Origin of the sequence: Aminobacter sp. BA135 (assembly GCF_050859125.1) — a bacterium.
Lineage (GTDB): Bacteria > Pseudomonadota > Alphaproteobacteria > Rhizobiales > Rhizobiaceae > Aminobacter > Aminobacter ciceronei.
Genome location: NZ_CP139572.1, coordinates 4191235 through 4202852, shown reverse-complemented (window position 1 = coordinate 4202852; position 11618 = coordinate 4191235). Strand labels below are relative to the sequence as shown.

Genomic DNA, 11618 nt, shown 5'->3' with positions numbered 1-11618 from the left:
TGAGAACTTACGGTTGCTTGCCCTGCTGGCGCAGTGTCTGGGCGCGTGAGCCGAGATAGTGGTAGATCATGTTGACCGTCATCTTGGCGCTGATCTGGCTCGAGTCGAAATACGGGCAGAGTTCGACGACATCGAGAATGTCGCAGCCATGCCGGCCGGCGATGCGGGCAAACTGGATCGCCTCGCGTCCCTTGAGGCCATAGCACTCCGGCGAGGTCGAGCCGGGCATGCAGCTCATGTCGATCGAGTCGGTGTCCCAGGTGAAGTAGAGCGTGTCGGCGTCCTTTTTCACCCGTTCGAAAATCTCGTTGGCGCATACCTCCAGCCCGCGCTCGATCATCTCGGGCATGGTGACGACGCGGATGTCGTTGTCGACGTAGAAATCCCACCAGTCCTTGGGATTGAGCCCGTTGCGCGAGCCCATATGCGCCATGTTCCTGGCGTTGCAGTTGGGCAGGTCGAGCGCCCGCGGCGCGCCGGAGCAGTTGGTGATCAGGTTGCCTGCCCAGTCCGGCCCGGCGTCGAGGTGGCTGTCGACATGCAGATACCCCATCTTGCCTGCGCCGGTGAAACGCGACAGCGCCTTGGCGCCGGGGATCGGCAAGGAGTGATCGCCACCGAACAGAATGACCTTGGCACCGCCTTCGAGGCATTCGGTGACGTAGTCGGTGGTGTATTCCTGCGACTTGATGTTGTTGCCCGGCACCGTCGGAACGTCGCCGCAGTCGACGACCCGGAAGAAACTCAAGAGGTCGACGTCATATTCGAACATGTAGGGGAAATACTGCGTCGTGGCTTCACGCAGGCCCGAAGCCCCCTGTGAGGCGCCGGCGCGCACAATCTGGCCCTGGTCCCACGGCACCGCCAGGAAGCAGATCTTGGCACCCATTTCCCGGATCTTGTGCCGATCCGGCGGGCAATAGGGGGCGCCCATGAAGGTGGCGAGCCCCCTGGATTTGAACGAGCCGTTGTGCAGCTTCGGCGAATAGATGTGGTCATTCTCACCGAACTGCTCGGCAGGGCCACGATGTTGATGTGGCGTGAACTGCCACCTGGCTGTTTCTGCTTTTCGATCAAGCATGCTGTTCCTCCCAACAGGTAACTACTGAAGTGTTTGCCCAACCGGGGCCAACGCCGGAAAAGGAGCTTCTCCCTCAAGCTCGATATGGGTCAGTTCCATCTCGCGGCCCGACAGCACCTTGCGCGAAGGCCTCCCGCAGTCGGGACAACGAAGATTGGAAAGCGAGAGCGGCGAGCGCGCCTCGGCGCAGTGCTCGCAGAAAATGGTCAGCGGCACCTCCTCGATGTGCAGCCTGGCACCTTCACACGGCGTGCCGCGCGTCGCCGGACCGAAGCAGAAGTAAAGCGAGCGGGCGATGCCGCACATGACCCCGAGGCGCACATGCATTCCGGTGACCCGGCCGCGGCCGTTTCTCGACGCATGATCGCTGGCGAGGTCAATCAGGCTTGAGGCAATGGTGAGCTCATGCATGACACAACCTCACGCGTGCAGCGTGTTGCGGATGGCTTCCACCCGCGCCTGCAGGTTTCGGGCAAGATCCTGCAACTGCTGCTGACGCGCCTGAACGATCCACGCCAGCCATTCCGTCATGCCGGTGCCGTCACGCGCTGAAACGACGAGGCTTTCGAGTGTCGGGTTGATCTCACGGGCGCGGGCAACACAGGCCGCGATGTCGAAATCGCAGTAGGGCGCCAGATCCGATTTCGAGATCACCAGAAGGTCGGCGGCGGCAAATGCCTCGGGATATTTGACCGGTTTGTCGTCGCCTTCGGTCACCGACAGGATGACCACCTTGTGCGCTTCGCCGAGGTCGAAGCCGGCCGGGCAGGCGAGATTGCCGACATTTTCGATGAACAGCACGCCGCCCTGCTCAAGCGAAAGCGACGCGAGCGCACGCTGGATCATGTCGGCATCGAGGTGACAGCCCTTGCCTGTGTTGATCTGTACCGCCTGGGTATCCGTTGCGCGGATGCGGTCGGCGTCGTTGGTCGTCTCCTGATCGCCTTCGATCACCCAGGTCGGGAAACTTCCCTTGAGCCGCTGCAAGGTCTCGACCAGCAAGCTGGTCTTGCCCGCTCCGGGGCTGGCAATCAGGTTGAGTGCAAGCACGCCATGAGAACAAAGCTCGTCGCGCACGTCATCGGCGAACATTCCGTTCTTGGCCAGGATCTCCTGTTCGATCTGCACCAGCCGCTTCTGGCTCATGCCCGGTACATGGGTCCTGGTGGCCTCCTTGCCGAAATGCAGGTCGCCGGGGCGCCTGCCGTCAGCGGCGTGATGATCATGGTCGTGATGGTGAAAATGTCCGTCACCATGATGATGATGACCTTCTGCGTGGTGGCGATGTTCGCCCTCATGATGAAAGTGGGCATGATGAGAGTGGGCATGATGGTGGTGCGCATGAGGATGCTCATGATCGCAGCCCTCAGCGTTGCCCCTGCCGTCAATGCGAATGTCCTCTGGCCCGCAGCCGCACACCTGGCACATGGCTATCTCCCGCTTCTGGTCGTGGATGTTTTGCCGGTGGACGGGTCGCCGGCATAATGCAGCAGCCCCCAGACCACCTCCTTGAGGTAGCGCATCGCAGCCGGGATCGGAGCGCCGTGCGGCATGAAGCTGCCGAAGTAGATGCCGTCGATGTTGCGTGAAATGAACGCCGCCATCTCGTCGGGATCCGGGCAGGAAAAAATGCCGACTTCGACGCCGGTGCGGATGCAGTCGGCCAGGACCTTCTTCTCGGATTCGTAGAAATCCTCGACGAAGCTGTCGATGAACTTGGGGCCGGAGTCCCTGGCGCCACCGGCATTGACGAACATGATGCGCACCAGGCTGCGCAGCGTCTCCGACATCTCGACATTCAGGTCGAGATAGGCGCTCAGCAGCTCGGCCGGGCTTTCGTGCCGGGCGACGACCTCTCCGTAGTTGGTCATCAGCCGGTCAAGCGCATGAAGGACGGAAGACTGGTACAGGGAGTCCTTGTTCTTGAAGTAATAATAGATGAGCGAGTGGGCAACGCCCAGCTTCTTGGCGATGAGCGGAATGGTGACGCTCTCGTAATCTTCCTCGGCGAAGCATTCCAGTGCAGCCTCCAGCAACGATTCCGCCCTGACGCCCGGATTGCGATAGAAACGTGTCTTGGCCCGTTTGACCGATTTCACGCGATCTTCGAGGTGAATGAGAGCGGCGGATTCCATTGATGACTTCCTGACCCTGAGCATTGCGGAGAAGTTCGCCGCGGCTGCGTGCGTTCAGCGTCCGAAGCCAGGCGGAACTTGCCGCTTCGGATGGCGAGGCGCTTGCAACGAGGCTGCGCTTTCGACCTTGACGCTACGTAGGTTTGACAGCGCTGTCAACACGCTGATTTGAGCATTTTGGGGCTCTAATGGGAATTGGCAGTCCATGGCCTGCCCAACAGCCACCCGTCATCGGAGCATGAAGAGAAAGCAGAAATTGATCATAAATGTCTGTAAAACAACGTACTTTGATGAGACAATTTCCCGCCGGAGAACAGGCGGTTGCATGTTCGCAACTCCCGCATATGTGCGTCCAAGCTAATATTTTTACATTCATGTCAGGAAATTCGTTTGACACTGAATTCAAACTGCCGCAACGTCATGGCGTGATGGGCAGCGACCCCTGCGCGACAAGACAAAGGGCGCGCCGCACATACGACAATCCGATGGAACCTGGGGTCGATCAGACAGGAGAACCCCGCTTGCGAGCTTCCCGGTCCCCAACAGAGCCAATGCATCGGGCAAGCCCACTTCGAAAGGGCGCTGCTGCGATTTCGACCGCGTGGCACATAAGACGACCCGAGCCCGAACGCTGAAGTTCCTTCAACGCGAAAGCATCGGCATTCATTTAATCTTTGGAGGAGGATGAAATGACTATCGCTTCAACGAGCCCCGACAATGAAACGCGTCGGGAGTTGCACAGGCGACTGACCATTATCGCGGATCCGAACTATGAAGATCCTGCGCGAGCCGACTTGTCAGGCCGCGAGATCGGTGTGTGGTTTCTTGTGACCATGGCTATCCTGGCTGTCACGATCGCCATGTGGATCGGAGGCAACTGATGGCGCCTCCTCCCAAATTCACCGGGGCGAGTGCTGCATTCGGCACGCTTCCCGTACTGAAGGAAGAACGCGAGCTCGGCTTCCTCGACCACTCCTGGATCAATATCGGCCTCGCCATCGCGACCTGGGCATTCCTGCTCGGCGGCAGCACGGCGTTGGTCGTGGGTGCCCGCGACGGCATCTACGCGATCATCATCGGCAACCTCATCGGTGTGTCGATCATGGCCGTCAGCGTCTGCATATCGACCGGAAAGTTCGGCATCGAACAATTCACCCTGATGCGCAGCGTCTTCGGGCCGATCGGCATCCTGATCCTGGTCGGATTTTTCCTGGCCATCTACGGCGTCGGCTGGTCCGCCGTGTTGTCGATCATGTTCGGACGCGCGATCAGCGGCGTCATGAACCAGGTCGGCGGCACGCATATCGGCGAAAACGACCTGGGTGTGACGCTGTTCGCGATCCTCGCAATCGCCATCTCGTGGCTGTTGCTGTGGAAAGGACCGACCGCCGTCAAATGGCTCAACCGCTTTGTCGGCCCCGGCAAGCTCATCTTGTGCTTCGGCATCCTGTTTCTCATCTTCAGCCACAAGAACTGGAGCGACATCGCCAATGCCGCGCCGCTTGCGCCGTTTGACGACAGGCGCATCAACTTCATGATCGCTGTCGAATTCAATCTGGCGGCCGGCTTTGGCTGGTGGCCGGTGCTGGGCAACATCTCGCGCTTCACCCGCACGCCGCGGGCAGCGCTCTGGCCCAACCTGATCGGCATCTTCGCTGCTGCCGTGCTCGGCGAACTCGTCGGGTTGTTTGCCGCCCTCAGCCTCGGATCGCATGACCCGACCGCCTGGATGATCCCGCTCGGCGGAGCTTTCATCGGGGTGACGGCACTGCTGTTTGTCGGGCTGGCAAACATCACCGCCATCGTCAGCATCTTCTACGGCATGTGTTTGGCGATGCGACAGGCCGGCGGGCGCTATTTCGAAGCCCTGCCGTGGGGCGTGTTGACCGGTGCGCTGTTTGTGCCGGTGATCGTCATCGCCTTCTTCCCGGGTCAGATCTACGACAACTTCTTCAAGTTCCTCGCCTGGACGGCGCTTGGATTTGCTCCGCTTTCCGGGGTAACGGCGGTCGACTATCTGATCCTGCGTCGTGGCCGGATCAAGCAATGCGATGTCTTCAACGACGGCCCCGATTCCGACTATGCGTTCTGGCGCGGCATCAATCCGGCCTCCTTCCTGGCATTGGCAGGTGGTGGCCTCGTCTATTACGCCCTGTTCGATCCACAGTCGCTTGCCGCGCATGGGCCATTCATCTGGGTCAGCGCATCCGTTCCCGCATGCCTGGTGGCAGGCCTGCTGCATTACGTTCTGACGAAATCGGTCGTGATGCCGGCGAGGCTCGGTGGCTACTGATCCGCGTGGGGGTGATCCGTCGGTTCAGGCGGATCACCCCGGTTCGTTCCAAGCTGGCGCGAATGCGTTTGTCGTCGCGGCCGCAATGACCGTGACCAACCTCATCAAATCCCATGGCCGTGACAAGAAGCCAGAGAACATTGCTGTGCAGCGCAATTGGTCGGGAGGTCCGCGCCTTTCGAAGACGGCACGGCATGAAGGTCAGCGACCTCGCCGCCGCCACAAACCTGTCGGCCGGAATGCTGTGGAAGATCGAAAATGGGGAGACCTCACCCTCATTGACGACCTTGCAGGCGATATCACGTGGACTGGCCGTGCCAATCACCTGGTTGGTGGGCGGGGTCGAAACTGAACGGACGGCAGTCTTCAGCACAGCTGCCACCGGCACATCTGCCGGCCGGGTCGGCCAGCAACACATTCTCCTCAGCGACACAGGGGCCAACGCCGAAGGGCTCCGGGTCGAGTCTCACATGATTTCGCTGACCTGCGAGACGGATGTCTTTCCCGCAATCGGCCACGAGGGCACGGTCTTCCTGTACCTGCTGCAAGGCGAAGTCGCCTACCGGCACGGCGCAAAAGTCTATCGGTTGACGCTAGGGGACAGCCTGTTCTTCGACGCGGCCACCCGGCATCATGTCGACGAACTCGTTCGATTGCCCGTCCGGTGCCTGTCTGTCACGACCCGTCGCCAGGACCGGTGAAACGCCCCGTCGGTTAATACAAGTTTGGCGGTTGATGCAGGCTTGGCGGCCGATGCGAGGCCGCTTTGCGATGGCGTAGCAGGTTCGGCGCCCGGCCGCCGATGGCCCGAGAGTGGCTGGACAAGCCTAGCCCAGCAGTTCTCCTGTGCCTGCCTTGTCGCCGAGGTCGAACATCCACAGGCCGCCATCGTGCTCCTGCCACCGCTCCGGCCGACGCACCAGTCACCGGCAATCAATCTGATCCGGCCGTCGCATGATTGTCCTTTTTTGTCCGATCCTTGTCCGCTGCATGGCTGGCGCGGCTGGACACAAGGCCTAGGATGACGCACATCATGGTTCACGGAGTGTCCAGAAATGACCGATACCGCCCTGCTTGTCATCGATGCCCAGGAAAGTTTCCGCCAGCGCGCCAGCTGGCACGAGGTCGACAGCCCGACCTATCTCAGCAACCAGCAGGCGCTGATCGACGGCGCGGTGAAGAAGGGCTGGAAGATCGTGCGGGTGTTCCATGCCGAGCCTGAAGGCATTTTTTCGCCCGCTTCGGGTTTCGTCAGGCCGCTGGCCGAACTCAGGCTCGACAGGCCCGACCTCGAATTCCACAAATTCCGGCATTCCGCCTTCGTCGGCTCGCCGCTTGAAGTGTTCCTGATCGAGAACGGCATCCGCCGCCTCGTCGTCTCGGGCATCCGCAGCGAACAGTGCTGCGAGACCACCACCCGCCATGGCTCGGATCTCGGCTGGCAGGTCGACTATGTCACCGAGGCGACCCACACCATGCCGCTGACCGATGCGAGCGGAAAGACCTGGACGGCGCAAGAGATCAAGGCCCGCACGGCGGCCGTGCTCGATGGACGTTTCGCCCGCGTCTGCACCATATCAGAGGCGCTGGCCTACGAATCTCTGGCCGACGAGGGCAGGGCCGCCGCAGCATGACCGAGCCGCGCCGGATTCCGACCTATGTGGTGATGCCGGCGCGGACGCTTCTGCTTGATGTCGCCGGGCCGATGGAGGCCCTGCGATATGCCAATTTGCTGCAAAGGGAGGTGCGGTTCGACGTCGCCTATATCGGCGCCTTGCCCGAGGTGACGAGCTCGATAGGCTTGCGCATTTCAGGCATCTCGCCGCTGCCCGAGACAATCGAGCCGGACGCGATGATCGTGGTGTCGGGCGACACTGACGAGCCGATGGATGCGGGCCAGCCGGTCGAGGCGGCCGGTCAGGGGTCGGACGAGCTGGTCCGCTGGCTGAGGCGCAGCATAAGGCCCGGCATGCTCCTGGTGTCGATCTGCTCGGGCGCGCTTCTGGCCGGCAGGGCCGGGCTGCTCGACGGCGTCAGATGCACCACCCATTTCAGCGATTGCGACCGTCTTGCCCGCCTGGCACCTTTGGCGCGGGTGCAGGAAAACAGGCTCTATGTCGAGGATGGCGAACGCTACACCAGCGCCGGCATCACCGCCGGCATCGACCTGATGCTGCACATCATCGGCCGGCTGACCAACCCGGCCGTCTCCGCCGCTGTGGCCAAGTCGCTGGTCGTCTATATCAGGCGCCTCGGCAGCGACCCGCAGCTGTCGCCCTGGCTTGAGGGGCGAAACCACATCCACACCGCCATCCACAGGGTGCAGGACGCGATGTCTGCCGATCCGGCGCGGGACTGGTCGCTTTCGACCCTGGCCGACATCGCCATATCAAGCCCCCGCCACCTCAGCCGGCTGTTCAACGACCAGGCCGGCATGAGCATTCCGGATTATCTCAACCGGCTGCGCGTGGCACTGGCGCAGCAGCTTCTGAGCGAGACGCGGCTCGACATCGAGCGGGTGGCGGAGCGCGTCGGCTACAGCTCGAGCCGGCAGTTGCGCCGCGCCTGGGGCCGCTTCAACGCCACCCCGCCAAGCGCCTTTCGCCGCGGCGGGGCAGGCCAGCCGCAGCAGCTGCCCACAAGCTGAAACGCCTGGGCAGATCGGCGCCAGGCTGGGGTCGGCGGATGTCGAGGCGCTCAGCCATGCACCCGTGCCTTTGTCTCGCGGGGCTCAGAGGCTCTGCAGGATTTCCAGCCGCAGCCCGATCGACCGGCCGTTGCCCGACAGATATCAGGTGACAGCTGCCATTCCTCCCCACCCCATTCTCGCCGAACCATGCATGGGACAGACAGCCCATTCGGCACCTGCAGCGTGTTGCTGTTACGTACCGCAGAATGTCTGGAGGACGCGTTCTTCGTCTGCCGGTGGCTGCGCATAGTCCTCCATCCCGGGCTGCTCGTCGAACGGGCGCGAGAGGATGGCGAGCAAGCTCTGGAAAGGGCCAAAGTCGCCTTCATTGGTGGCGGCGGCGATGGCGGCTTCGACACGGTGATTGCGTGCTATGTATTTCGGGTTCACCCGGCGCATGCGGGCAGTGCGGTCGGCTGCATTCTCCGGCTCGCGAGCCAGCCGTTCACGCCAGCGCAAAGCCCAGCTATCAAAAGCAGCAGGGTCGATGAAGTGGTTGCGTACGCGGCCGGAGCCGTCGACCTCATCAGCGAGATCGCGAAATGTGAGGGTGAAATCCGCCCCGTTGCGCGCCATCAGCTCAAGCAGTTCGGCAGCAAGACCAAGGTCTTCAGGCTGTTCGGCAAACAGCCCGATCTTGTGGCGCATGCCTTCATGAAACGCAGCCTCGTAGCGTGCCTGGAACGATCCGATCGCCGCTTTCGCCTGCTCAAAGCCTTCATCGTCTCCGCCTGCTTCGCTTCCCAGAATGGGCAGCAGCGCTTCGGCCAGTCGCGCCAGGTTCCAGACGGTGATGCGGGGCTGGTTGGCAAAGGCGTAGCGGCCTTGATGGTCGATGGAACTGAACACAGTCGCCGGATGATAGGCGTCCATGAACGCGCATGGACCATAATCGATCGTCTCGCCGGAAATTGCGACGTTGTCGGTATTGAGGACGCCATGGATGAAGCCTGTCAGCATCCATTGCGCCACCAGCTTCGCCTGCGCTGCTACAACGGCATCTAGGAAGCCGAGGTAGCGATGGGGGATGTCGGCGAGATGCGGATAGTGCCGCGTTATGGCGTAGTCCGCCAACGCCCTCAGGCCGTCGATGTCTTCCCGTACGGCAAGGTACTGGAACGAGCCGACGCGGATGTGGCTGGCGGCAACGCGCGCTATCAGCGCTCCGGGAAGCCTGGTCTGGCGAAAGACGTGCTCGCCGGTGGCAACCAGCGACAGGGTTCGCGTGGTTGGGATGCCGAGGGCGTGCATCGCCTCGCTGACGATGTACTCGCGCATCATCGGTCCGAGCGCTGCGCGCCCATCGCCGTTGCGGGAAAACCGGGTCGGACCGGAGCCCTTCAATTGAACGTCGCGCAACTGGCCTGTTGTATCGAGCAACTCTCCGACGAGGACGGCACGACCGTCGCCAAGCTGCGGCACAAAGTTGCCGAACTGGTGACCCGCATAGGCCTGGGCGATGGGACGCGCGTCAGCGGGGAAGCGGTTTCCGGCCAGCATGTCGATACCTTGGGGACCACGCAACCAGCCGATGTCGAGGCCCAGTTCCGTCGCCAGTGTTTCATTCAGCTCAAGCAGACGCGGTGTCGAAACCTGGGATGGATCCGGACTGCTGTAAAGCCGTTCGGGGAGGTCGGCGGCATAAGTGTGTTGGAACCGGGGGCTGCGCATGACAACTCGGAGTTTGTTCAGGTTACCGGCTAGATAGGGATGCCGCGAGGCGCGGGCCAGCAATTCGAGAGGGGCTGTTGGATCGCAACCCAATCGCAGTTTCTGATGTTGGCGTCCAGCAAGGAAGCTGCTGTCAGTTGCAGCCGTAGCCCCATTCCATATCTGGAAGGAAGCGAGCGGCCGAGGCTCTGATCCCTTGACGTCGTCCTCGTTCCGGGTGGCGCAGAGCAAAGACTCCGAAGTCGGCATCTCGCCAGTGCCAGCGAGGACTGATAGTTCTGGGCTCCATGAACACGCTCGGTGTGATCTCGGATACTCACGGCCTTCTGCGCGAGGACGCCGTTGCGCTTCTTCAAGGCGTCGACCACATCGTCCATGCGGGCGACATTGGAAACCCCACCATCATCGAGAGATTGGAGCGTGTTGCGCCAGTCTCGGCAATTCGCGGCAATGTCGATGTCGAGCCGTGGGCGTCTCTGTTTGCAGATACCCTTCAGGTGACGCTGTTCGGGCAGAAGATATTCGTGATCCACGACCGGAAGGACATGACGTTTGCTCCAGCCACGATGGGCATCAATCTCGTGATTTCCGGTCATTCTCATCGTGCCGGTATCGAGAGCCGCGATGACGCCATTTATCTCAACCCGGGCAGTGCAGGCCCGCGCAGGTTCAGGCTGCCCATCACCTTGGCAATGGTCCAGATCATTCACGGGCGATTGGTGCCCAAGATCTGCGAGATTGCCTCAGATCTTCATTGAAGCCGACTGCATGGCTGACCAGGGGCCGATTCCAGACTGACTGGTTTGGGCCAACTCAAAGGACAACCACCCCTAGGCAACCGGCCCACTTGCTGTCGCTTCGCGCTGACAAGCGAAACCTCCCAAGTCGCCGCACGGATCGCTCCCGCAGGCTTGTGGAGATGACCAGGCGCCATTGCTTTTGCCAAGGTTCGGCCGCCGAACGCGATCATTCAAGGCTGGCGTAGACCGTGCTGTCCATCTCGGCCGTGCCGGAGATGGCCACCAGTCGCAGCGGTTGACGTTGCGCCGGCTGCCGCCACGAGGCAGGATGCGATGCGGTCGATCGGCCTTTCCACGGGAGCCTTTGCATGGCGTTCTTCTTCTTTGGCATGAACCAGTCCCTGGATGGTTTTGTCGATCATGATCGTTTCCCCTTCGCCCCGGGCCCAGGACTCTATCGCCGCTTCGTCGAGCAGACGGAGAAGCTCGCCGGCAGCCTCTATGGCCGCCGCCTCTATGAGACGATGCGCTACTGGGACGAGGACCAGCCCGGCTGGGATGCGGACAGGCGCGCCTTTGCGGCGGCATGGCGCAAGAACCCGAAATGGGTGGTCTCCAGGACGTTGCAGACGGTCGGGCCCAACGCAAGGCTGCTCGGCGCCGAGACCGAAGCCGAAATCCGCCGGCTGAAAGTCGAGCTGGAGGGCGAGGTGGAGGTCGGCGGCCCTGAACTGGCGCGTTGCCTGACCGAATGGGGCCTGATCGACGAATACAGGATCTACCTGCATCCGGTCGTGCTCGGCCACGGCACGCCCTTTTTCGCCGGCCCCCGGCCGCCGCTGCGCCTGACCGGAACCGAGCGCTTTGACGGCGACGTCATCCGGCTGAGTTATGTGCCGGCCTGATTGGTCACACGAGGGCAATTTGCACGCGTTGCATGGCGCCAGGCGCATAAGCCGCCCATGATCAAGACATGCTCGACCCGTTGCCGAACCAGCAGAGGGCAGCG

Annotated in this window: 13 protein-coding genes; 7 read left to right on the top strand and 6 right to left on the bottom strand. The window is 61.9% G+C overall.

Going from position 1 to position 11618, the window contains the following annotated elements:
- Positions 1–7 precede the first annotated feature (7 nt).
- The 5 genes from SLT36_RS20475 to SLT36_RS20455 form a co-directional block, all read right to left on the bottom strand.
- Complete coding sequence (locus SLT36_RS20475) at positions 8–1081, bottom strand: agmatinase family protein (protein ID WP_192317361.1); 1074 nt, start codon at positions 1079–1081, stop codon at positions 8–10.
- A 21-nt stretch (positions 1082–1102) separates the two neighbouring features.
- Positions 1103–1492: a hydrogenase maturation nickel metallochaperone HypA gene (locus tag SLT36_RS20470; RefSeq protein WP_432284166.1), complete on the bottom strand. Its 390-nt coding sequence runs from the start codon at positions 1490–1492 to the stop codon at positions 1103–1105.
- A gap of 9 nt (positions 1493–1501) precedes the next feature.
- Complete coding sequence (gene hypB, locus SLT36_RS20465) at positions 1502–2227, bottom strand: hydrogenase nickel incorporation protein HypB (RefSeq protein ID WP_432284165.1); 726 nt, start codon at positions 2225–2227, stop codon at positions 1502–1504.
- Entirely contained in the window at positions 2224–2436 is a 213-nt protein-coding gene (locus SLT36_RS20460; RefSeq protein ID WP_432284164.1) for a hypothetical protein, read from the bottom strand. The genes hypB and SLT36_RS20460 overlap by 4 nt, the downstream gene beginning before the upstream one ends.
- A gap of 75 nt (positions 2437–2511) precedes the next feature.
- Positions 2512–3216, bottom strand: a complete 705-nt coding sequence (locus tag SLT36_RS20455; RefSeq protein ID WP_192317355.1) for a TetR/AcrR family transcriptional regulator — start codon at positions 3214–3216, stop codon at positions 2512–2514.
- A 689-nt stretch (positions 3217–3905) separates the two neighbouring features.
- Between SLT36_RS20455 and SLT36_RS20450 the strand changes: the two genes are divergently transcribed.
- The 5 genes from SLT36_RS20450 (at position 3906) to SLT36_RS20430 (ending at position 8156) form a co-directional block, all read left to right on the top strand.
- Positions 3906–4097 carry a hypothetical protein gene (locus SLT36_RS20450; RefSeq protein ID WP_432284163.1) on the top strand — a complete coding sequence of 64 codons (192 nt, stop codon included), beginning with the start codon at positions 3906–3908 and terminating at the stop codon, positions 4095–4097.
- Positions 4097–5509, top strand: coding sequence for a purine-cytosine permease family protein (locus SLT36_RS20445; protein ID WP_192317351.1), 1413 nt, complete (start codon positions 4097–4099; stop codon positions 5507–5509). Before SLT36_RS20450 ends, SLT36_RS20445 begins: the two co-directional genes overlap by 1 nt.
- Positions 5510–5703: 194 nt before the next feature.
- A complete protein-coding gene (locus tag SLT36_RS20440; protein WP_432284162.1) occupies positions 5704–6210 on the top strand; it encodes a helix-turn-helix domain-containing protein in 507 nt (168 codons plus the stop codon).
- Between the two features lie 354 nt (positions 6211–6564).
- Entirely contained in the window at positions 6565–7143 is a 579-nt protein-coding gene (locus tag SLT36_RS20435) for a cysteine hydrolase family protein (RefSeq protein ID WP_432284161.1), read from the top strand.
- Positions 7140–8156 (top strand): GlxA family transcriptional regulator, encoded by a 1017-nt coding sequence (locus SLT36_RS20430; RefSeq protein WP_432284160.1) that lies wholly within the window; start codon positions 7140–7142, stop codon positions 8154–8156. The genes SLT36_RS20435 and SLT36_RS20430 overlap by 4 nt, the downstream gene beginning before the upstream one ends.
- 234 nt (positions 8157–8390) lie before the next feature.
- Here SLT36_RS20430 and SLT36_RS20425 read toward each other — a convergent pair whose 3' ends face one another.
- Complete coding sequence (locus tag SLT36_RS20425) at positions 8391–9869, bottom strand: protein adenylyltransferase SelO (RefSeq protein WP_432288414.1); 1479 nt, start codon at positions 9867–9869, stop codon at positions 8391–8393.
- Between the two features lie 287 nt (positions 9870–10156).
- Here SLT36_RS20425 and SLT36_RS20420 point away from each other — a divergent pair, with 287 nt between their 5' ends.
- Both SLT36_RS20420 and SLT36_RS20415 read left to right on the top strand, forming a co-directional pair.
- The gene (locus SLT36_RS20420) at positions 10157–10627 is read left to right on the top strand and encodes a metallophosphoesterase family protein (protein ID WP_432284159.1); all 471 of its coding nucleotides are present in this window, start codon (positions 10157–10159) and stop codon (positions 10625–10627) included.
- Positions 10628–10977: 350 nt separating this feature from the next.
- Complete coding sequence (locus tag SLT36_RS20415; RefSeq protein ID WP_432284158.1) at positions 10978–11514, top strand: dihydrofolate reductase family protein; 537 nt, start codon at positions 10978–10980, stop codon at positions 11512–11514.
- Positions 11515–11618: the final 104 nt, after the last annotated feature.